At 45.6% G+C, this 20,325-nt stretch carries 21 protein-coding genes; 14 read left to right on the top strand and 7 right to left on the bottom strand.

Annotation, left to right across the window (positions count from 1 at the left end; genetic code table 11):
• Window positions 1-105: 105 nt before the first annotated feature.
• The 4 genes from xylA to ACRC6Q_RS11570 all read left to right on the top strand — a co-directional run bounded on the left by xylA (window position 106) and on the right by ACRC6Q_RS11570 (window position 5,120).
• On the top strand, window positions 106-1,428 hold the full coding sequence (xylA, locus tag ACRC6Q_RS11585) for a xylose isomerase (RefSeq protein WP_223635848.1): 1,323 nt from the start codon (window positions 106-108) through the stop codon (window positions 1,426-1,428).
• A 30-nt stretch (window positions 1,429-1,458) separates the two neighbouring features.
• Window positions 1,459-2,958, top strand: coding sequence for a xylulokinase (gene xylB, locus ACRC6Q_RS11580; RefSeq protein ID WP_223635851.1), 1,500 nt, complete (start codon window positions 1,459-1,461; stop codon window positions 2,956-2,958).
• A 77-nt stretch (window positions 2,959-3,035) separates the two neighbouring features.
• Window positions 3,036-4,019, top strand: coding sequence for an aldo/keto reductase (locus tag ACRC6Q_RS11575; protein ID WP_431466584.1), 984 nt, complete (start codon window positions 3,036-3,038; stop codon window positions 4,017-4,019).
• A gap of 84 nt (window positions 4,020-4,103) precedes the next feature.
• Window positions 4,104-5,120 carry a Gfo/Idh/MocA family protein gene (locus ACRC6Q_RS11570; RefSeq protein WP_223635857.1) on the top strand — a complete coding sequence of 339 codons (1,017 nt, stop codon included), beginning with the start codon at window positions 4,104-4,106 and terminating at the stop codon, window positions 5,118-5,120.
• 223 nt (window positions 5,121-5,343) lie between these two features.
• Here the strand turns inward: ACRC6Q_RS11570 and ACRC6Q_RS11565 are convergent, their stop codons facing one another.
• Window positions 5,344-6,261, bottom strand: a complete 918-nt coding sequence (locus tag ACRC6Q_RS11565) for a PhzF family phenazine biosynthesis protein (protein ID WP_431466583.1) — start codon at window positions 6,259-6,261, stop codon at window positions 5,344-5,346.
• A 140-nt stretch (window positions 6,262-6,401) separates the two neighbouring features.
• Between ACRC6Q_RS11565 and ACRC6Q_RS11560 the strand changes: the two genes are divergently transcribed.
• The 4 genes from ACRC6Q_RS11560 (at window position 6,402) to ACRC6Q_RS11545 (ending at window position 9,501) form a co-directional block, all read left to right on the top strand.
• Window positions 6,402-7,058 (top strand): potassium channel family protein, encoded by a 657-nt coding sequence (locus ACRC6Q_RS11560; RefSeq protein ID WP_223635863.1) that lies wholly within the window; start codon window positions 6,402-6,404, stop codon window positions 7,056-7,058.
• A gap of 148 nt (window positions 7,059-7,206) precedes the next feature.
• Window positions 7,207-7,866 carry a reverse transcriptase-like protein gene (locus ACRC6Q_RS11555; RefSeq protein ID WP_431466582.1) on the top strand — a complete coding sequence of 220 codons (660 nt, stop codon included), beginning with the start codon at window positions 7,207-7,209 and terminating at the stop codon, window positions 7,864-7,866.
• 224 nt (window positions 7,867-8,090) lie between these two features.
• Window positions 8,091-8,888 carry a DUF4397 domain-containing protein gene (locus ACRC6Q_RS11550; RefSeq protein ID WP_223635868.1) on the top strand — a complete coding sequence of 266 codons (798 nt, stop codon included), beginning with the start codon at window positions 8,091-8,093 and terminating at the stop codon, window positions 8,886-8,888.
• Window positions 8,863-9,501 carry a class F sortase gene (locus ACRC6Q_RS11545; protein ID WP_223635871.1) on the top strand — a complete coding sequence of 213 codons (639 nt, stop codon included), beginning with the start codon at window positions 8,863-8,865 and terminating at the stop codon, window positions 9,499-9,501. The genes ACRC6Q_RS11550 and ACRC6Q_RS11545 overlap by 26 nt, the downstream gene beginning before the upstream one ends.
• 52 nt (window positions 9,502-9,553) lie before the next feature.
• Here ACRC6Q_RS11545 and ACRC6Q_RS11540 read toward each other — a convergent pair whose 3' ends face one another.
• Window positions 9,554-10,159 (bottom strand): TetR/AcrR family transcriptional regulator, encoded by a 606-nt coding sequence (locus tag ACRC6Q_RS11540; protein WP_223635873.1) that lies wholly within the window; start codon window positions 10,157-10,159, stop codon window positions 9,554-9,556.
• 188 nt (window positions 10,160-10,347) lie between these two features.
• On the opposite strand from ACRC6Q_RS11540, the gene ACRC6Q_RS11535 reads away from it, so the two are divergent.
• The 3 genes from ACRC6Q_RS11535 (at window position 10,348) to ACRC6Q_RS11525 (ending at window position 12,876) form a co-directional block, all read left to right on the top strand.
• On the top strand, window positions 10,348-11,106 hold the full coding sequence (locus ACRC6Q_RS11535) for an SDR family oxidoreductase (protein WP_223635876.1): 759 nt from the start codon (window positions 10,348-10,350) through the stop codon (window positions 11,104-11,106).
• A 179-nt stretch (window positions 11,107-11,285) separates the two neighbouring features.
• Window positions 11,286-11,939, top strand: a complete 654-nt coding sequence (locus tag ACRC6Q_RS11530) for an SDR family oxidoreductase (RefSeq protein WP_431466581.1) — start codon at window positions 11,286-11,288, stop codon at window positions 11,937-11,939.
• A 109-nt stretch (window positions 11,940-12,048) separates the two neighbouring features.
• Window positions 12,049-12,876, top strand: coding sequence for an undecaprenyl-diphosphate phosphatase (locus tag ACRC6Q_RS11525; protein WP_298825980.1), 828 nt, complete (start codon window positions 12,049-12,051; stop codon window positions 12,874-12,876).
• Window positions 12,877-12,919: 43 nt separating this feature from the next.
• Here the strand turns inward: ACRC6Q_RS11525 and ACRC6Q_RS11520 are convergent, their stop codons facing one another.
• Complete coding sequence (locus ACRC6Q_RS11520) at window positions 12,920-13,801, bottom strand: LysR substrate-binding domain-containing protein (RefSeq protein ID WP_431466580.1); 882 nt, start codon at window positions 13,799-13,801, stop codon at window positions 12,920-12,922.
• Between the two features lie 181 nt (window positions 13,802-13,982).
• Between ACRC6Q_RS11520 and ACRC6Q_RS11515 the strand changes: the two genes are divergently transcribed.
• Both ACRC6Q_RS11515 and ACRC6Q_RS11510 read left to right on the top strand, forming a co-directional pair.
• Window positions 13,983-15,302 carry a GntP family permease gene (locus ACRC6Q_RS11515; RefSeq protein ID WP_223635889.1) on the top strand — a complete coding sequence of 440 codons (1,320 nt, stop codon included), beginning with the start codon at window positions 13,983-13,985 and terminating at the stop codon, window positions 15,300-15,302.
• A gap of 22 nt (window positions 15,303-15,324) precedes the next feature.
• Entirely contained in the window at window positions 15,325-16,101 is a 777-nt protein-coding gene (locus ACRC6Q_RS11510; protein WP_223635893.1) for a 3-hydroxybutyrate dehydrogenase, read from the top strand.
• Between the two features lie 75 nt (window positions 16,102-16,176).
• Here the strand turns inward: ACRC6Q_RS11510 and ACRC6Q_RS11505 are convergent, their stop codons facing one another.
• From ACRC6Q_RS11505 to ACRC6Q_RS11490, 4 genes are all read right to left on the bottom strand, one after another.
• Complete coding sequence (locus tag ACRC6Q_RS11505) at window positions 16,177-16,440, bottom strand: spore coat protein (RefSeq protein WP_431466794.1); 264 nt, start codon at window positions 16,438-16,440, stop codon at window positions 16,177-16,179.
• Between the two features lie 144 nt (window positions 16,441-16,584).
• Window positions 16,585-16,785, bottom strand: coding sequence for a DUF3231 family protein (locus ACRC6Q_RS11500; protein WP_223635895.1), 201 nt, complete (start codon window positions 16,783-16,785; stop codon window positions 16,585-16,587).
• A 204-nt stretch (window positions 16,786-16,989) separates the two neighbouring features.
• On the bottom strand, window positions 16,990-17,763 hold the full coding sequence (locus tag ACRC6Q_RS11495) for an alpha/beta fold hydrolase (protein ID WP_431466579.1): 774 nt from the start codon (window positions 17,761-17,763) through the stop codon (window positions 16,990-16,992).
• 619 nt (window positions 17,764-18,382) lie between these two features.
• Window positions 18,383-18,934 carry a TVP38/TMEM64 family protein gene (locus tag ACRC6Q_RS11490; protein WP_223635900.1) on the bottom strand — a complete coding sequence of 184 codons (552 nt, stop codon included), beginning with the start codon at window positions 18,932-18,934 and terminating at the stop codon, window positions 18,383-18,385.
• A gap of 205 nt (window positions 18,935-19,139) precedes the next feature.
• Here ACRC6Q_RS11490 and ACRC6Q_RS11485 point away from each other — a divergent pair, with 205 nt between their 5' ends.
• On the top strand, window positions 19,140-20,189 hold the full coding sequence (locus tag ACRC6Q_RS11485; protein WP_431466578.1) for a YkvI family membrane protein: 1,050 nt from the start codon (window positions 19,140-19,142) through the stop codon (window positions 20,187-20,189).
• The last annotated feature ends 136 nt before the right edge of the window (window positions 20,190-20,325 follow it).

Here is a 20,325-nt window from a genome sequence, read left to right as displayed (position 1 = left end):
AAACTAATTATAACTTGATATAATCCTTAATGAAAGCCTTTTCACTAATAAGTCTAACAATTGATACATATTCACAGAAACAAAATTATATTGGAGGTATGGAAAATGGTACATTTCCCGGAAATTGAAAAGATAAAATTTGAAGGAGCATCTTCAGAAAATCCATTCGCTTTTAAATTCTATAACCCTGAAGAAAAAATCGGGGGGAAAACAATGGAAGAAACCCTTCGTTATGCAGTATCTTACTGGCATACATTTACGATGGATGGTTCAGATCCATTCGGTGCTGGATCCATGGTCCGTTCTTGGGACCGCTTAAAAGGAATGGACTTGGCTAAAGCACGGGTTGAAGCGTCCTTCGAATTTTACGAAAAAATGGATGTGCCATTCTTTTGTTTCCATGATGTTGATATCGCCCCTGAAGGCAGCAATTTGCGCGAATCCAACAAGAACCTGGATGAAATCGTTGGAATGATCAAAGCATACATGAAAGACAGCAAAGCGAAATTGCTGTGGAATACAGCCAATAACTTCACGCATCCACGCTTTGTCCATGGAGCCGCAACGTCAAGCCATGCAGATGTCTTTGCCTATTCTGCTGCTAAAGTAAAAAAAGGGCTTGAAATCGGTAAAGAACTTGGGGCTGAGAACTATGTGTTCTGGGGCGGCCGTGAAGGCTACGAAACGCTTCTGAACACCGACATGAAACTGGAGCTGGATAACTTAGGACGCTTCTATCATATGGCTGCCGACTACGCGAAGGAAATCGGTTTTGATGCACAATTCCTGATCGAACCGAAGCCAAAAGAGCCGTCTACACACCAATATGATTATGATGTAGCGACAGCCCATGCATTTTTGCAGAGCTATAAATTGGACGATACATTCAAATTCAATATCGAAGCCAACCATGCTACACTGGCTGGCCATACGTTTGAACATGAACTTCACTATGCACGCATCAACAATATGCTCGGTTCAGTGGACGCCAACCAAGGAGATCCGCTATTGGGCTGGGATACCGACGAGTTCCCGACTGATCTATGGTCAACGACTTTGGCGATGTACGAAATCCTCCAAAACGGCGGGCTTGGCCGCGGCGGCTTGAACTTCGATGCTAAAGTAAGAAGAGGATCATTCGAGCAGGACGATCTGTTCCATGCACATATTGCCGGAATGGACGCTTTCGCTGTTGGTCTAAAAGTGGCTCAGCAACTGATTGATGACAAGGTACTTGAAAACGTTGTGAGCAACCGATACGAAACTTATACAAATGGCATCGGACTGGATATCGTCAATGGCAATACGGACTTCCATAAACTTGAAGACTATGCGTTCGGCATTACGGATATTAAACAAACTTCAGGGCGCCTCGAGCAGATCAAAGCCACAATCAATCAATATTTATTGCAGGCTTTCGCAAAATAAGAAATTTTTCAGGCTGGGAGAGCTGACTTTATGAAATATGTTATTGGCGTCGATTTGGGAACAAGCGCTGTGAAGATTTTATTGGTGGATCAGCAGGGAACGGTGGTAGAGACCGTATCAAAGTCCTATCCGCTGATCCATGCAAAAAATGGATACAGTGAACAGGATCCGCAGCATTGGGTGGATGAGACCGCTGCAGGATTGAAAGACTTGTTAAAGACCTTTACTGGGAATGCAGAAGATATTGAAGGCATCAGTTTTTCAGGTCAGATGCACGGGCTGGTGTTACTGGACGACAACAAGGACGTGCTGCGTCCGGCCATTCTATGGAATGATACCCGGACAACTTCCGAGTGCCAACGGATTTATGATGTGGTCGGGCGGGAGCGATTATTGGAGATTACGAAAAATCCGGCGTTGGAAGGTTTTACGTTGCCGAAAATCCTTTGGGTTCAACAAAACGAGCCGGAACTTTTTGCAAAGGTGAAATCCTTTGTGCTTCCGAAAGATTATTTGCGCTACAAACTGACAGATAAGCTGCAAATGGAGTTTTCGGATGCAGCAGGAACCTTGTTGTTGGATGTTACAGAAAGGCGATGGAGCAGCGAAATCTGCGACTTGTTTGAACTTGATGTTACCATGTGTCCTCCGCTAGTGGATTCGCATGAAGAAGTAGGTACTGTTACAAAGGGTTTTGCTGAAGCATCCGGGCTTGCTCTCTCGACCCGTGTTTTTGCGGGTGGTGCGGACAATGCCTGTGGAGCCATTGGTGCTGGGATTTTAGAAGAAGGCAAAACCATGTGCAGCATCGGAACTTCAGGTGTCGTGCTGTCCTATGAAGCCAAGGGCGATAAAGACTTTGACGGAAAAGTCCATTATTTTAACCATGCAGCACCTGGTGCGTTCTACACAATGGGTGTGACTTTGGCTGCTGGCTATAGTTTATCGTGGTTCAAAGAGACATTTGCTCCGGAAGCTTCATTTGATGAACTATTGTCCGGTGTCCATGATGTGCCTGCCGGATCGAACGGCTTGTTGTTTACGCCTTATCTTGTAGGGGAAAGGACTCCACATGCAGACGCTTCGATCCGAGGCAGTTTTATCGGCATGGACGGCTCACATCGCCGAACAGATTTTGCACGTGCAGTTCTGGAAGGGATCACGTTTTCTTTGAATGAATCGATTGCGATTTTCAGGGAAAGCGGCAAAACGATCGATACGATCGTTTCGATCGGCGGCGGTGCCAAAAACGAAGACTGGCTTCAAATGCAGGCAGATGTTTTTGACGCCAAAATCGTTCGCCTAACCAGCGAACAGGGACCTGGAATGGGTGCAGCGATGCTCGCCGCTTTCGGTTGTTCGTGGTTTGAATCCTTGCAGCAATGTGCAGATGTATTTTTGCATGAAGATAAGAGTTATTTCCCGATAGAAGAAAACGTACAGACTTACAGAAAGTTGTTCTCTATCTATCAGGAAGTTTACGAAAAAACGCGTGATTTGAATAGTAAACTTTTGGAATTCCGCAAGTAGTTGCCAAATAGAACCTCAACTCATCAGTTGAGGTTTTTTCTGTAAAGAAAACCAAATCTTACGAAGAGGTGAATGGGATGAATTATCGTCAACTGGGCAAGACAGGAATGGAAATCAGTGAATTGAGCTTTGGGACATGGGCAATCGGAGGTTCTTGGGGAAACACCAATGATGAGCAATCATTAAAGGCGTTGGAATACGCGATGGAAAAAGGCGTAAACTTTTTTGATACAGCAGATGTTTATGGAGATGGGCATAGTGAGGAACTGCTGGGCAAGGCGACAAAAGGGAAACACGACGAAATTCATATCGCTACAAAGTTTTGCCGGGCAGGGGATATCCATGACCCACAGACGTATTCGATGGAACAGGTTTCCAAATACGCCGAAGCGAGCCTGAAGCGTCTGGGACGTGAGCAAATTGACTTGTATCAGATCCATTGTCCGCCGATGGAGATTTTAAAAGACGGCAGTGTGTTCGAAGTGCTGGACAAATTAAAAGAGCAAGGGAAAATTCGTTCTTACGGCGTCAGTGTGGAAACAGTGGAAGAAGGACTCCTGTGTCTTGAAAACCCGAATGTCAGCAGTTTACAGGTGATTTTCAATTTGTTCCGCCAGAAGCCATTGGAAGAACTGTTTCCGAAAGCGATGGAGAAGAATGTGGGAATCCTTGCACGCGTCCCGCTTGCCAGTGGTTTATTGACCGGGAAATTCAAAGTGGATTCACAGTTTGAATCAGACGATCACCGAAACTTTAACCGCGACGGGGAAGCGTTCAATGTCGGAGAAACGTTTGCAGGGGTAGAATTTTCAAAAGGCGTGGAATTGAGTGATCAGCTTGCGTGGATTGCAGACGGCAGAGGCAATCGAACACAGGCTGCATTAAAATGGATTCTACAGCAGGAGGCAATCACTTCGGTTATTCCGGGATTCAGAAATGTCGACCAAGCAGAAGATAATCTGAAAGCGCTGGATGCCAAGAATTTCTCACCTCAAGAAATGAAGCGGTTGGCGAAATTCTACGAAGAGCATGTACACCCGGAAATAAGAGGCGTATATTAAAAAAACTTACCGCTAAGAAGCAGAAATGCCTTCTTGGCGGTTTTGTCTAAAGAATCGAGAGCTATAAAAAAAGGAGAGATTTGGATGGAGAAAATTCGTTGGGGTGTATTGAGTACAGCTAATATCGGCAGAACACAAGTGATTCCTGCAATCGGCAGAGCTGGTAATGCCGAAATCATCGCGATAGCGAGCCGAACCGACAAAGTGCATGCGGCAGCTTTAGAATTGGAGATACCGAAAGCCTACGAAAGTTATGAGGAGCTGTTGGATGATCCCGACGTTGATGCTGTCTATATCCCGCTGCCTAATCATCTGCATAAAGAGTGGGTGATTCGTTCGGCACGAAAAGGCAAGCATATCCTTTGTGAAAAGCCGATTGCATTGAATAGAGCGGAATCGGAAGAAATGATTGCGGTATGCCGGGAACACGGCGTGAAGTTGATGGAAGCATTCATGTATCAGCTGCATCCTCAACACGCCCGTGTAAAGGAGATTATCGCCTCAGGAGAAATCGGGGAAATCAAATTGATGAAATCCAGCCACTCGTTTTATCTGCAAAATCGTTCGACGGATATACGGATGGATGCAACGATGGGAGGAGGCAGCATCTATGATCTTGGTTGCTACTCCATTCAAGCCATTCGCCACATCACCGATTCTGAGCCGGCGACAGTTCTGGCTCAAGGGGAAATGGATCCTGAAAAAGGGGTCGATTTGACCGGCATCGTACATATGACTATGGATAGCGGTGTCCACGCCCTATTCGATTGCAGCTTCGACATGACGGGCAGAAATGAATACGAAGTGGTGGGGACAGCGGGCAGCATTAAAGTGCCATTTGCCTTTCGTCCGGATAACAATGGCCATCTAGGTACAGTGGTTATCCAAAAAGAAGGAGTCACACGGGAAGAAAAGATTGAAGGGGATATTTACAAACTGGAAATCGAACATTTTTCCAATGCGATTTTAACGGATTCAGACCCGGTCATTACAGGTGATTCCACCATTAAAAATATGCGGGTTATCGACGCTTGCTATGAATCCTTGAGAACCGGAAAGAAACTTGTTATGCAGGCGGATAATCAGTTTACTCCGGTATGAGTTGAATTGAAGATTGTTTAGACTAATGAAGAACGAAGTGAAAATACGGGGGAAAGCGCTTCCGGTCGCCCGTGTTGCTTGCAATTATCCTTCTGTCGCAGCCATTGGCAGCGAAGTGGAAAGGAAACCGGATTTCCATTTCGCTGCGCACGGCCACCGTTTATCCATTGTTCTAAAAAAGTCAGATAGTCCAATCATGAATCGACTTTTCGTTCAACGGATATTACGGGACATAAAGTTCGCCTTGTCCCACCACAATTGCAGTGCCGCCGATTTTAACTTCCTCGAATTGCTGTTTTTTTCTTGTGACGGTAATGTCGATGAAACTGGGTCTTCCCATTTCAATGCCCTGTTCACTTCGGATAGAGCAGATTTCTTCAGGGCTTTCAATAACATTATGCTCGACAAGAAATGCTCCAAGAGGACCGCAGGCAGCGCCGGTTGCCGGATCTTCCGAAATACCCATGGCCGGGGCGAACATTCGGCAATGGACAGTGGAATCGTCATGTTCGGTTTCAGTGGTAAAAGTGAAGATGTGCTGGCGGGCAGGGTCATTGCTGAAATGGCGTTCCCAGACATCCGTGCGGAAATTGATTTCCCGTATCGAAGCCAATGAGCGGAGGGGGACAAATAGGAACGGCAGTCCCGAAGAAACGGTTTGAATTGGAAAGCGTGTATCCAGCTCGCTTTTCGGCAGCGACAGCAAGTCTGCAACCAGAGCTTGTCTCGTCAAAATTTCACCGAAAACCGGAAGGGGCTGGATCATTTCAACTTTGACGATTTTCTCTGCTTCTTTCCGGACAGATACAGCGATATCTCCTTGACCTTCTTCGATGGTCCATTCAGTTAAGCCGTCCTGCGAAGGCAACATCTTCAAGTAAGCCATAACAAAAGCTGTTCCGATTGTGGGATGGCCTGCTATCGGCAATTCCACTTGAGGTGTGAAAATTCGGAGACTGATCTGATTTTGCTGGTTTTTGGGAGGACAGATAAACGCTGTCTCTGATAAATTGAGTTCATTGGCGATCTGCTGCATGGTTTTCGAATCCAGTCCTGAGCCGTCGTGGAAAACCGCCAAAGGGTTACCACCGAAAGATTGATTGGTGAAGACATCGACTAAAGTATACTTCAAGGTTTTCATAATACCCCTCCTTTATTTGAATAGTAAGGCTTTGTAGTTTCTTTGTATCAGGTAGCGGATAAAAAGTCCAACACCTTTCATTGCATTCCGCCGACTTTGCGAATAAAGTAAATGTATCGAAGCAGAAAAGAGGGAAGCGTGTGAAAAAACAGATTGTGGTCATAGGATTGGGCCGCTTCGGCAGCAGCGTCTGCAAAGAGCTGCACAGTCTCGGACATGAAATTATGGCCATAGATACGGATCCTGAAAAAGTCGATGCTTTGCGGGAGTACGCATCTTTTACAGTAATTGCAGATGCAACAGATGAAAATCAGCTGAAATCTTTGGGTGTACGGAATTTTGAACATGCGATTGTGGCGATTGGAGATAATCTTCAAGCCAGTGTCTTGTGTACCTTGATGCTGAAGGAACTGGGCCTGCCGAAAGTCTGGGTGAAAGCGCGTGATCTGCAGCATGAGAAAATCCTGCACAAAGTTGGAGCGGACCGTGTCATTCAGCCAGAAAAAGAAATGGGGATCAGGGTGGCCCACCATGTCGACTCGGATAAGATTGTGGACTATATCGACCTTTCCCATGACTACAGCATCATCGAGCTGGTGGCTTCCGGAAAAATGGCCAATCGAACTTTAGTGGATCTGAATATCCGTAAAGAATTCAATTGTATTGTGTTGGCTATAAAAAAAGAAGAAGAAGTCAATATTGCCCCAGCAATAGATGATATTGTCGAGCAGGGAAATGTTTTGATCATCATGGGTCATAAAGACGACTTGAAGCGCTTGGAAGATAAAGCATTATAATGTGGTAGACCCGGGCCGGTTCCTCTTTTGGAACCGGCTATTTCTTTTGTCTGAATTAGCCGTTTATCGACATGTTAAAGGGGAATGGTATCTACAAGAAAAGTGAGCGGGAAAAGTCGAGACTATTGGAGTGACAGGAGGCTTGAGGATGAAAATCCGCATAGAGTGGACCTATAAAATTCCCAAAGGTGAAGAAGTGGCTTTCTCTTCAGAAGATCTGCCCGCAGAGACCGCCATGGCAGTAGCAGAAGATTTAGAGCGGATGGGCCGGATAAAAAATATTCAGTTTGTAGATCAGTTCGACAGCAGTTGGACAATGAAGGAAATGAAGACTTATTTGAAAGGAATCGAGACAGAACCTCACAACGTAATTGTATATTTTGATGGGGGTTATGATCGAAATACGAAATATGCAGGCATTGGCTGTGTGATCTATTACGAGCAAAACGGCAAATCTTACCGCATGCGCGCCAATACAAAGTTGGATGAGCTGTCCTCCAATAATGAGGCTGAATATGCCGCACTGTATTTCTGCCTGCAGGAACTTGAATACTTGGAGGTCCATCATCTGCCGGTCCGATTTATCGGAGACTCACGGATAGTTGTTAACGGAATGAACAATGAATGGCCGGCAATTGAAGAGCTGCTGGTTCCCTGGGCAAATCGAATTGAGGAAAAAATAACTGAAATGGGAATACAGCCCGAATACGAATTAATACCCCGCAAAGCCAATTCCGAAGCTGATAAGCTGGCAACCCAGGCATTGAACGGTGTATTGATTGCAGCCACCAGCGAAATCATTGCCTAAGGAATGATGTTTTCAGCGATGGTGAATAAGGGAGGAGGCCGGTTTGGAGAGTCACATGTAAAGCTGAGATTCAGCAGGCAGTTCAATAGACGTATAAGCAGTTTAGTTCTTTATATTCAAAAATCAGAATAATCGGTTTATTGCTTGCGGAATTAAGTGGAGTGGGTTATAAATAAGTTGTACAATACTTGTGCAAAAACTACACACATGAAGGAGAGGGAAAAATGAAGAAAATCTTAGTTTCATTCTCTGTTGCAATGGCTCTTGTGTTCTCACTGCTCGCCTCTGGAGTAATGGCAGACAGCCATACCGCTAAAGTCAGAGTGGTTCACGCTTCACCGGATGCACCTGCTGTCGATGTCTATGTCAATGGAGATTTAACACTTGAAGAAGTACCTTTTAAAGCGGACTCGGGCTATTTGGAAGTACCGGCCGGAACACATGATGTAGAAGTTTTTGCAAGTGGAACAGAATACGCTGCAGGTGAAGGCGTATTGCAGGCAGATCTTGCTGTAGAAGCTGGAAAAGCTTATACGGTTGCTGCAGCAAACCTTCTGGAGTCGATTGAATTTGTAGTTGCAGAAGATTCAATGGAAGTAACAGAAGGGCAAACAAAAGTCCGCGTCGGGCATTTGTCGCCGGATGCACCAGCAGTTGATGTTGGCGTAATCGGTGGAGACGCTTTATTCAGCGGAGCGGAATTCCCAGGAATTACGGATTATGCAGAATTGGATGCAGGCACATATGATTTGGAGATCCGTTTGCCGGATGGAACACAGGTATTGCCACTTGAAGGCACTGAATTGGCTGCAGATACTGTCTATAGTGTCTTTGCGGTAAATACGGTCGATTCGCTTGAAGTGATTGCGCTGGTTGACTACGAAGCAGCAGGATCACCGGATGGCATGCCGACTACTGGTCTTGGAACACCAGATCAATCTCAGGCTATATGGTTATTGTTGGGCGGCGCGTTAGTGCTTATTGGAGCCAGCACTCTTGTATGGAAAAAACGGTTTCAATAACAAGCTCCTACTGGTTTTAGTGCTGTTCTTATTAACCGGTTGCCAGCAGCCGGTAGACGAAGTAAGTGTTCGTTCGGAAAATGTGGGATTTACGCTTGATGAACCGGCTGCAGTCACTATTCAGCAGCCGGCACCAGCAAAGAATCCTATCAATGAGTTAAAACGTTCAGGCATACAGCCGACTTCTTTAAAGATTCCTTCAATTGAGCTGGAAGCACAAGTCCAGCATTTGGGGACGACAGAGAATGGTGAAATGGCGGTGCCGAATAATATCGAAGATGTCAGCTGGTTTTCTCCAGGATATCAGCCGGGTGAAAATGGCCGTGCTGTTATTGCCGGACATGTCGATGGTGTTGATGGACCGGCAATTTTCTGGGATCTTTCCGAGCTGCAATTAGGGGACGAAGTCGTGGTGCAGGACAAGGAGCGGACTTTGACGTTCAAAGTCCATACGATGGAGTCCGTACCATTGGATTTGGCGGATGTCTCACAGGTCTTCGGATACACCTCTTCCCCGGAATTGGTCCTGATCACCTGTTCAGGAACCTATGACTTTGATCGGGGGACTCGGGAAGAACGCCTGATCGTCTATGCCAGCCTCACCGAAGAATAAATGAAAAAGATGCCGCCTAATTCCTGAAAAGGAGTAAGGCGGCATCTTTTTCTTAACGCAGGTTTTTCTCTTTAAAGACAGTAATTGCCTCAGCTCTTGGAGTTTGATAAGACAGGATGTTGATCAATTGATCTGCCATTTGTTGAGAGGTGAACTTGAAGTCTCCGCTCACCCACTCAATAATCAAGCCGAACAGAGCGTAAGCGTTATAGCTGCTCAGCAAACTGGGATCAATGCCGGGGGTGGGCATCGGGCTGATCAGCTCTTTTTGGACAAGTTCCTTCAATACTTGGCAAATACGGTTCTGAAAGCCAGGAAGGACATTCGAATTGACAATGATCGTATAGAAACGGGAATAGCGTTCAACGTGATCGAAGATTTTTACAGAGGCAGCTGACAGCTTGCCGACATCGAAGTCTTTTATTTTTACATAAGGCTCCCTGTAGGAATGAATCAAGTCGATCAGAACATCGTCAATCAATTCATTCAAGAGTTCTTCCTGAGTTTGGTAATGCTTATAGAAAGTTCCGCGGTTGAGATTGGCCGAATGGACAATTTCTGTGATGGTAATACTTTTGAATTCTTTTTCTTCCATTAGTCTGATCAATGCTTCTTTTAAAGCCATTTTTGATTTATCGATTCTGCGGTCTTTTTTCATCGGTTGGACCTCACTTTCGTCATTTGTTTTGTGTAACTGCACAAAATCAAATTCGGATGTACGTTAATCAACGTTTAAGGGGTAATTTGTTGATTGATAACTAAAGTATAGGCCAATATACTGGGAGTGTATAGATGAAAGCGTTCTCTTGCATGACAAAATAACGGACGGAAAAGGAGACCTGCAAAATGAAACTCGAAGGAAAAGTAGCTATCGTAACAGGAGCAGCATCCGGAATGGGGAAAGCCATTGCGGAACTTTACGCTAAAGAAGGCGCACAAGTTATCGTTTCCGATATCAATGAAGAAGGCGCAAAAACAGTAGTTGCTGGCATCGTAGAAAATGGCGGTACGGCAATATCGGTGAAAACCAATGTGGGAGAACTTCAAGAGATTGAAGCGATGATTGACTTGGCAGTGAGTGAATATGGAACTTTGGACATTCTTGTCAACAATGCAGGCATCATGGATAATTTCGAGCCGGCTGGAGAAATTGAAGATGCAAAATGGGAACGGATTTTTTCCATCAACACCATGAGTGTCATGCGCGCAACACGTAAAGCATTGCCGATCTTCCTTGAGAAAAACAAAGGCATCATCATCAATATCGCTTCAGCAGGCGGATTATATGGTGCGCGTGCAGGAGCTACGTACACAGCTTCAAAGCATGCTGTTGTCGGCTTTACGAAAAATACCGGTTTCATGTACGCAAAAGAAGGGATCCGCTGCAACGCCATCGCACCAGGCGGCGTAGAAACCAACATCAGCTCCACAATGACGTCCATCAGCGAAATGGGAATGGGACGCATACAGGCTGGAATGGCCTTGAACCCGCGCAATGGCAAGTCAGAAGAAATCGCAAAAGTGGCCTTGTTCTTGGCTACTGATGATTCAAGCTTTGTCAACGGAACAGTCATCACAGCTGATGCTGGATGGACGGCTTACTAAACAATAGAATCCACTTAACCCGTTGCATGAGAATGCAACGGGTTATTTTTATTTTCTGTGCACTGAATTGCAGTGGTGCGTCATGTGTTTAAGATGCCAATGTATAGGCTATAGTGATGTGGAAGCGGCACAAGATGGATTTGCCAGGAACACCAATCGACTGAAAGGATGTGCGTTTGATGAAAGTGGCGATTATCGGAGCGAACGGGAAAGTGGGAAGTAAATTGGGGAGGATCCTTGCTGAAAGAGGAGACGAGCCTATTGGTTTCATCCGCAAAGCAGAACAGGCTGAACAATTGGAAGCGCAGGGGATCCGAACCGTTACAGCAGATTTGATCGAAACGGAGACGGAAGAATTTGCCCGTCTTCTAAAAGACTGTGACGCCGTGGTTTTTACAGCAGGTGCAGGCGGGGCAGGTGAGGAATTGACGACAGCCATCGACGGGCATGGCTTGGTGAAGATCGCCAAGGCTGCCGAGTTGGCAGATGTTCGGCGATTTCTATTGGTATCCGCCTTTCCGGACGCTGGACGCGGCAAAGACATGCCTGCCAGTTTCGAGCATTATATGAAGATTAAACGGCAGTCTGAAGTCGATTTAGTGAAATCCGCTTTGGACTGGACGATTTTGAGGCCGGGAACTTTAACGGATCAAGAAGGAACCGGGAAAGTGAATTTAGGTTACACCTTGATGTATGACACGATTTCACGTGAAGATGTTGCCCGTACCTTAGCGGTGCTGCTCAACTATCCTAAAACTGCTGGACAGATTTTGGAAGTGGTTCGGGGAGAAGAAACGATCGAGTCAGCAGTAAAAATAAAGGCGGGCAGATGACGATTCGAGCTTCAGAAATAACTGTGGGGAACGCTGCAACCTTTTGAGGGGGTGCAGCGTTCTAGTAGGTCGAGGACTTATTTTATTAAAGAAAGCAGGAACAACAGACATGGATTGGTTTGATTTGCTTAAGGCATTAATTTTAGGGTTTGTGGAAGGCATGACAGAATTCGCTCCGGTTTCTTCTACCGGCCATTTAATCATTGTCGATGATATGTGGCTGAAGTCTCAGGAGTTTTTAGGGAAATATCCAGCAAATACGTTTAAAATCGTCATTCAACTAGGATCCATATTGGCGGTTGTTGTGGTATTTTGGAAACGCCTGTTCAGTTTAGTGGGTTTGTATAAGATTGAAGGGCAGCAGGCAAACGCAAGTTTCAACTTGTTGCATGTCATCATCGGCATGCTGCCGGCAGTGGTTTTCGGATTTGCCTTCAAGGATTTGATCGATGACCATTTGTTCGGAGTAGAAACGGTCATTTATGCATTGGTTGCCGGAGCGATTCTGATGATCGTTGCAGACAAGTTCGGCCCGAAAAAGCCGACGGTCAACTCGTTGGATGAAATTACCTATTTCCAGGCATTGAAGATTGGCCTTGTGCAATGTCTGTCATTGTGGCCGGGATTTTCCCGTTCAGGAGCTACGATTTCAGGCGGCGTGCTGTTCGGATTGAATCACCGGGTTGCGGCTGACTTCACTTTTATCATGGCAGTTCCCATCATGTTCGGGGCAAGTCTCGTATCGGTAATGAAAAACTGGGATACGTTGTCGATGGATTATTTATCATTTTACATTGTCGGCTTCATATCCGCTTTTGTTTTCGCTTTGATTTCCATCCGCTTCTTCCTGAAGCTGATTTCACGCATCAAACTGATGCCATTTGCCATTTACCGACTGGTGCTGGCAGCTGTGTTGGCGATTATTGTTTTTCTATAGCTACTGGCAAAAGGAGCTTCCGTGAGGAGGCTCCTTTTGTGTGTCAAACTTGCGGCAAACTCTTCACTAGAGTAATGAATTCACGTGAAACATACGGGACATAACGGTTTTTCGCCATGATGATGCCGAGTCGCCAGGGGAATGTGTGGGTCAGCGAAATCATTTTGAAGGGGCCATCCTTGACGCGGTCACAAATCAGTTTCGGCATGAGTGTGACACCCAAGTTTTTTTCCACCATACCGACAATGAAATCCCATTGCGAACTTTCATAGGCGATTTTTGGGGTAAACCCTTCGCTGATACAGAATTCAACTGTCCGGCTGTTTAAGGTAAATTCTTTGCTGAGCAGCAGGAAAGGGTCATCTTTAAACTGAATGAGATCCATCAGATCATGGTGAGCCAGGGGATGTGACTCGTGGACCAGCAGTTTGATCTCCTGATCGACAAATGGTACAACATCGAATTTCTCCTTATCGACTGGAAGCATGACAAAGCCCAAATCGACTTCGCCTTCAAATACTTTTCTTTCCACCGTTTTGGCGCCATCCTCTGCAAGCATAATCGTAACGTCTGGATAGGCATGCTGAAATTCAGCTATGATTGTCGGAAAGAACAAAGTACTGATGACTGGAGGAAGTCCAATATTTATTTTCCCCTTTTTCAAGTTCATGACATCATAAAGAGAGGCAGACAAATCATCAAGGCTGTGGATGATTTTCTGTGCCTGTGCATAGACCACTTCACCAGCATCGGTCAAGCTGATTTGCCGGGCGGAGCGGTCAAACAACACCACCTCCATTTCCTCCTCGAGATTCTTGACCATTTTACTCAGAGTCGGCTGTGTCACATGAAGAGCAAGTGCAGCTTTTGTAAAGCTTTGATGCTTGGCCACTTCTACAAAGTACGTTAATTGACGGATATCCATGACGCCCTCCTTTCCTATAACTAATTGTTATAGAACTTATAGTTATTATTCATTTTACCTATCCTTTCTGGAGTTGTACACTAATGAAAGCAACAAAGGGGTTACGTATTTAGATAATTCAATACTTTTCGGGAGATTAAAGTAAGCGGTTACAAAAAGGGGAATAAAAGGAGGATTTTAAATGTTAAGTATGTTTGGGATGGTCGGGGGACTTGTTTTGCTTATCGTTTTAACGATGAGAGGCATGAATTTACTGATTGCGGGGCCTTTGTCCGCATTGTTTGTAGCAATTTTCAGCGGACTGCCTTTATTTCCACAACTCGTAGGCGAAGGAGAAGCGAATTTATTAACAAATTATATGACCAGTTTTTCTGGATTTATCACTTCGTGGTTTCCAATGTTTCTGCTTGGGGCAATATTTGGCAAAGTAATGGAAGATAGTGGGGCTGCTGACAGCGTGTCGAGGTGGCTCGTCGGCAAGTTCGGCTTATCGAAAGCGGTTTTGGCGATTGTTATTGCGTGTGCTGTTTTGACTTATGGCGGTGTCAGCTTGTTCGTTGTGGCGTTCTCGGTCTTCCCGATGGCGCTCAGCCTTTTCAAGCAGGCAGATCTGCCGCGCCGCTTTATTCCTGCCGCTTTGGCATTGGGTTCGGTGACATTTACGATGACCTCCGCCGGATCCCCGGAAATCCAAAACTGGATTCCAATTGAATACTTGAATACGACACCGTATGCAGGATGGGAAGTCAGTATTCTAGTAGCTGTCTTTATGGCCGTATTCGGCTATTGGTGGTTAAAGCGGATGATCCAAAAAGCAGTCAATAAGGGAGAGCGTTTTGAAGCGCGCAAGACGGATCCGATCGTGGAAGATCGAAATCTGCCAAATCCATTGATGGGCTTGATTCCATTGCTTGTGGTTCTGGCAATTTCTTATATTTTCCATGATTCCTTAATGACATCCGCTTTGATAATTGCCTTACTTGGGGGCGTCATTACAACCTATTTATTGAATCGCAAATATTTCCTGAACTTGGGCAAGGCCCTGTCTGAAGGGACAATTGGGGCATTAATTGCAATTGGCAATACCGCTGCTGTAGTTGGGTTCGGCGGAGTGGCTAAAGCGGTACCGGCTTTTCAAACAGCCGTCGATGCCATGACCAATATCCCAGGAAGTCCATTGATCGGTGGAGCCATAGCGGTCAGTGTTATTGCAGGATTAACCGGTTCTGCTTCGGGCGGACAGGTTATCGCCTTGCCGCTGCTTGCTCCTCACTATATCGATATGGGTGTCAATACAGAAGCTCTGCACCGGACAATTGCGATTTCATCCGGAGCTCTTGATTCATTGCCGCATAACGGTTATGTCGTAACGACAATTCAAGGGATCTGTGGTGAGACACATAAAGCCGCTTACGGAGCTGTCGGCGCGGTTACGGTCATTGTGCCATTGCTGGGATTGGCTATCGCTATTGTGCTGTTTACACTTGGACTTGGAATTTAACTCTAGCTTGGGAGGGATAGTTTTGGTAGAGAATAAAGTCGTATTAATAACAGGTGCCGCCAGCGGAATCGGTTATGAAATCAGCGCTGATTTTGCGGAAGCCGGTGCGAAAATTGTGTTGTCGGACATCGATGAACAAGCGGTAAAGAAAGCGGCAGAAAGCTTAAAGTCAAAAGGGCTGGACTGCATCGGCATTAAATGTGATGTGACGGATGAAGAAGATATCAAAAAAACCATTCATGAGACGGTTGCCCATTATGGATCGCTTGATGTGCTGATTAATAACGCGGGAATGCAGCACATTGCGCCGCTGGAAGAATTCCCTACTGAAAAATACGAGTTGCTGATCCGGATCATGTTGATTGCCCCGTTCATTGCTACGAAGCATGCGTTTCCAATCATGAAAAAACAAGGGTCAGGACGCATCATCAATATGGCGTCCATCAATGGGCTTGTCGGATTTGCAGGGAAAGCTGCCTATAATAGCGCCAAACACGGCGTCATCGGCTTGACTAAAGTGGCAGCGCTTGAAGGCGCGGAACACGGCATCACCGTTAATGCTATGTGCCCGGGCTATGTGGATACGCCGCTGGTCCGGAATCAGATGGACGATTTGGCGAAGACACGCAATGTCCCGATTGAAAAAGTATTTGAGGAAGTCCTGTATCCATTGATTCCTCAAAAAAGGCTGTTGGCCGTCAAAGAAGTTTCGGATTATACGATGTTCCTGGCCAGTGATAAGGCATCGGGCATCACCGGACAAGCCGTCGTTCTCGACGGTGGCTATACAGCTCAATAATGACGAACAAATAACCCCGTCCGGCATAGTTGCCGGACGGGGTTATTTGTAGGACGCTCGGAGCGGTTCTAACCATTAAACAAAATTCTTATTTTTGATCAGTTCCAGCGCGACATCCGCCTTTTTAAGGTCATGTTCGACTTGTTCCTCGATATTATAGGCATGGTACATGTCGTTTTTGATCATATACTGTGCAATTTTACCATGCGTATCGATCGCGAGATCCAGCTCCCGGCGCAATAAATTCTTCACTTCCGGAGTCGCGGTTTCGGTGATGGCCACAGCCAGATTTCGCACAGCTGCTTTTGAAGTAACCAGGAAATCTGTAGCGATGGCCATATCATCAAGCAGCGACCCGGGAATCGCTAAATTGTCTTCTTTGATTTTTTTCTTGGCATCGCTTTTTTTAGCAGTTGATTTTTTTATTTTTGTGTCGGCTTTCTTTGCCATAAGATCCTTCCTTTCAAATCGAATGCCTGCAGTCTACTTTTGTGAATCCGCCAGTAATTTGCGTAAATCCCTGATGGCCTTTTTCGACAGTTCAAGGTCTTCTTCCAGAATCGCTTTCAGCTCCGGGTCTTTTGCCAATCCGCTGAACACTTTGTTTTTGGCCACACAGGCTGTTTTGAAAGTAAGCACTTCATGGACTTCAAGCTTTTCATGCATTGCCAGTTCCTTCGCCATGTTTTTCCCTCCTGCATATGATGAATGATGAATGCTAATTAACCTTTACCCGTTCCTTCAATTTTAAACCGCAGACAAGTCTTCCAACTGTCCGAGTCATTACGCGCAATAAAAAAGCTTCCCAAGGGAAGCTTTTGAGCAATCGGAGCTTATCAGGATCTCCTGTAGACAATCGCTCCTTTTTTAGTGGGAAGAGTAGGGAGATTACTCCAGAAAATTTTCTGCAATCCCTAGAAACAAATCAGCTTGTTCAACATTGGGTGCATGACCAGAGCGTTTGAATTCCATAAAGGTGGCATCTGGGATGGAGACTGCTGTTTCACGCCCTTTTTCAGGAGGATTCAACCCGTCGAATTTGCCGCTGATGACCAAGGTTTCAGCAGTAATGTTGAAAAGCTGCTGGCGAAAATCGAATTCCTTCAACGCATCAGAAGCAGTAATTTGTTCCTGCATCGTTAGTTGGCGGCTGTTTTGGGCTGTTTTACTGAGCCATTCATCGATCTTTTTTTGGTTATAGTAAATATAGCTTGAGGAAGCGCTGAATTTGTCAAGCATATTTAACCCATCGAACTTTTCAGGATAGCGGGCAAATAGCTCGGCCATTGAAGATTGTTCCCCAAAGGATTTAGTGGCAACCAAAATAAGCTTATTGACCCGCTCCGGATTTTGTGTGGCAATCCCTTGCGCAATATAGCTGCCCATCGACACGCCAAGAATATCGACGGAGTCCAGTGCCAAATGGGAAAGAAGGGCGATGGCGTCTTCTATATGATCCTGCAATGTGTACTGTTCAAGGCGGCTTGAATTGCCATGGCCGCGTGAATCCAAGGCGATAACACGTCGCTGGTTTTTAAAAAATTCGATTTCTCGGTAAAACATCGCAGAGTTGCTTGTCAAACCGTGCAGCAGCAACAATGGATGGCCTTTTCCGGTGTCTTGATAAAATAATTCAATTCCATTGCGGTTGAAAACGGGCATAATCATTCTCCTTTTCAGTAAACAGCTTGGGTCTCATGTCTGCTATACCCTATCATTAATAAATTATGAGTTTTAGGCAAGAAAAAAGCACAACAAAGTTGTGCTTGAGCTTGTAGACAAAAGAATATTGATGTCTTCTAAAGAATGAAAACATATTTCATCCTGTTTATACCGGATCCTGCGCTTCAGGCGGACGCTTTCCACGGGCTCGCGCCGAACTAACTCGGACTGGCGCCCGAGTGGATTTCGGCACTTCGCTGTCCCCGCAGGAGTCGCCGCCTTGCGCTCCGGATCCTTGAGTGAAGGGTTTACCAGGTTTGTAGAGACTACATTTCCTGATATTGACTAGCAAGCTTCACTCTTTGATTGAAGCAACATGCCCCCAACCGGGCTGGCCACGAAGACTCCTGTGGGACAGCGAAAGCTGAAGACCCCGCAGGAACGCAGTGACGAGGAGGCTGAAGCTGAGCCCACGGAAAGCGAAGTGGCCGGACCGGCTGGGGATTATGCACCGCTATACATTTTGGTCAGACTTTGTCTACAGTCTGAAGCACAACAAAGTTGTGCTTAACGCTTCCGAAGATTTCTATCATGCTCAGCTGGTTGAAGTTTTCCTGGGTCAATTGGATTGGGTTCTGGAATTTTGCCATTTTTCGATAAAGCTGAAGATGGCCGCAAGCAGCAGGAACATACTGACGGTTGTATACCAGGGGAATTCCGAGATGGCCTGGCCAAAAGCGGTATATAGGATGGCCGGGGCAATCAGGCCCAGTGCAGATATGGCCATATATTCTTTCAGTGACTTGGTCATTTCCATCAAATATAGGGACAATAGATGGAAATGGACAAAAGGCATGATGCGAAGGATCATCACTTGGGCAACCGATAAGGTGCGATCAGGAAAAATCTTATCTTTCAGCCGGGACATCTTATCCCTGAATTTCGGGAATTTATTGACCAGCAGATAAGATACCCAGCTCATTAAAGTCAACCCGATAAACGACAGCACAGCTCCTTCAAAGAAACCAAAAAGGAATCCTCCGGCAATGCACACTGCAATAACCGGCAAGAACAATAGCGGACGCAATAAATGCAATAAAACAAAAAGGAATGGGGCCAGCCAGCCGACATTGTCCATGAATACTTCGAGGGATTGATCGAATTGCTCCATACGATTCCGACCTCTCTAAATGTGTTTGCTAATAAGGTAGGATAATCCAAAAAGCCTTTAAAAGCAAGAACTATGAAGTTTTTCCCACGATTAATGTTTAGGGTCTGTGGCAAGGGGAATAAAAAAATGATCTAGTCACATAAATAATCAGCGCCTTATTTTATTTTTTATAAGAAGGAGCAAAAAACGACGGAAGGAAGAGATGATGAAGCGAAGTTTGAAATTAGCAAGTGCATTTATCGGAATAGTAGTAGGGGCAGGCTTTGCTTCCGGACAGGAGATTCTCCAGTACTTCACCAGCTTTGGTTATTGGGGATTTGGAGCTGTCCTGTTGGCGACGGCGTTGTTCGGTTATTTGGGAATGGTATTAATGCGTCTGGGCAGCCGGATGCAGACCATTTCACATGAAGATGCAGTGTATGCCATCAGCGGCAAAGTACTTGGGAAAATAATCGATTACACGTTGATTTTGACTTTGTTTGGAATTCTGGTCGTCATGATTGCTGGGGCAGGGTCGATTTTCTCCCAGCAATTTGGCCTGGCTCCAGCTTTTGGCCGCACTCTTATGGTTATCCTCGTCATTTTTACCATCATGTTGAATGTTAAAAAAGTCATTACCATCATCAGCAGTATAACGCCGTTTTTGGTCTTATTAGTAGTAGGAATCACGATCTACAGTTTGTTGACGATGAATTCAAGTTTTGCAGAATTGGAGCCGGTCGCCAGAGAACAATTGTCTTCGACGCCTCATTGGCTGTTGTCGGCCATCAATTATGTGTCGTTGGCCATCGCGCTTGGTGCATCGATGTCACTCGTTATGGGCGGAGCAGAGAAAGATGAAAAAGTTGCAGCCCGCGGCGGGTTGATTGGTGGACTTAGTTTTGGTCTGCTCATTCTCTTGAGCTATTTTGCGATTTTTGCAAAAGTCGATGTAGTCGGTAGTTCGGACCTTCCAATGCTGGCTCTTGCCGATAACATTTCTCCGGTACTCGGAATCATTATGGCCATCGTTATTTTTGCGATGATTTACAATACGGCAGTCAGTTTACTCCTGTCATTTTCAGCCCGTTTCATGAAGATGGGGACAAACCGTTTCCGCGTTTTCGTCATCGTTTCGGGGGCAATCGCATTCCTCTTGAGCTTTCTTGGGTTCACCGTACTCGTCAACTGGTTTTATCCGGTTGTCGGTTATCTCGGTCTTCTGCTGGTAGGATCTCTTGTAGTTGCAGATATCCGCAAAGTCGGAAGAAAATAAATGGTGAAAATCGGTGGCCTCCTTGTAGAGGCCGCCGTTTTTTATGCTGTGTATACGGTCGGAAGCTGGATCCATTGAACGAAAAAGTCAGGTTGAAGTTTCTCTTTATGGTATATTCAGGCTAGCCAGCAGCAGA

The organism is Planococcus sp. SE5232 (genome assembly GCF_050686535.1).
Classification (GTDB): Bacteria; Bacillota; Bacilli; order Bacillales_A; family Planococcaceae; genus Planococcus.
This window is presented reverse-complemented; position numbering and strand designations above follow the sequence as displayed.

Excerpts from the sequence above, each read along its gene's own strand:
- ACRC6Q_RS11530 (WP_431466581.1), top strand. The coding sequence starts at position 11,286 with ATGAAAGTGGCGATTATCGGAGCGAACGGGAAAGTGGGAAGTAAATTG.
- ACRC6Q_RS11525 (WP_298825980.1), top strand. The coding sequence starts at position 12,049 with ATGGATTGGTTTGATTTGCTTAAGGCATTAATTTTAGGGTTTGTGGAA.
- ACRC6Q_RS11485 (WP_431466578.1), top strand. The coding sequence starts at position 19,140 with ATGAAGCGAAGTTTGAAATTAGCAAGTGCATTTATCGGAATAGTAGTA.
- ACRC6Q_RS11520 (WP_431466580.1), bottom strand. The coding sequence starts at position 13,801 with ATGGATATCCGTCAATTAACGTACTTTGTAGAAGTGGCCAAGCATCAA.
- xylB (WP_223635851.1), top strand. The coding sequence starts at position 1,459 with ATGAAATATGTTATTGGCGTCGATTTGGGAACAAGCGCTGTGAAGATT.
- ACRC6Q_RS11550 (WP_223635868.1), top strand. The coding sequence starts at position 8,091 with ATGAAGAAAATCTTAGTTTCATTCTCTGTTGCAATGGCTCTTGTGTTC.
- ACRC6Q_RS11540 (WP_223635873.1), bottom strand. The coding sequence starts at position 10,159 with ATGAAAAAAGACCGCAGAATCGATAAATCAAAAATGGCTTTAAAAGAA.
- ACRC6Q_RS11505 (WP_431466794.1), bottom strand. The coding sequence starts at position 16,440 with ATGGCCATCGCTACAGATTTCCTGGTTACTTCAAAAGCAGCTGTGCGA.
- ACRC6Q_RS11555 (WP_431466582.1), top strand. The coding sequence starts at position 7,207 with ATGAAAATCCGCATAGAGTGGACCTATAAAATTCCCAAAGGTGAAGAA.
- ACRC6Q_RS11500 (WP_223635895.1), bottom strand. The coding sequence starts at position 16,785 with ATGGCGAAGGAACTGGCAATGCATGAAAAGCTTGAAGTCCATGAAGTG.
- xylA (WP_223635848.1), top strand. The coding sequence starts at position 106 with ATGGTACATTTCCCGGAAATTGAAAAGATAAAATTTGAAGGAGCATCT.
- ACRC6Q_RS11565 (WP_431466583.1), bottom strand. The coding sequence starts at position 6,261 with ATGAAAACCTTGAAGTATACTTTAGTCGATGTCTTCACCAATCAATCT.
- ACRC6Q_RS11535 (WP_223635876.1), top strand. The coding sequence starts at position 10,348 with ATGAAACTCGAAGGAAAAGTAGCTATCGTAACAGGAGCAGCATCCGGA.
- ACRC6Q_RS11515 (WP_223635889.1), top strand. The coding sequence starts at position 13,983 with ATGTTAAGTATGTTTGGGATGGTCGGGGGACTTGTTTTGCTTATCGTT.
- ACRC6Q_RS11575 (WP_431466584.1), top strand. The coding sequence starts at position 3,036 with ATGAATTATCGTCAACTGGGCAAGACAGGAATGGAAATCAGTGAATTG.
- ACRC6Q_RS11570 (WP_223635857.1), top strand. The coding sequence starts at position 4,104 with ATGGAGAAAATTCGTTGGGGTGTATTGAGTACAGCTAATATCGGCAGA.
- ACRC6Q_RS11495 (WP_431466579.1), bottom strand. The coding sequence starts at position 17,763 with ATGCCCGTTTTCAACCGCAATGGAATTGAATTATTTTATCAAGACACC.
- ACRC6Q_RS11490 (WP_223635900.1), bottom strand. The coding sequence starts at position 18,934 with ATGGAGCAATTCGATCAATCCCTCGAAGTATTCATGGACAATGTCGGC.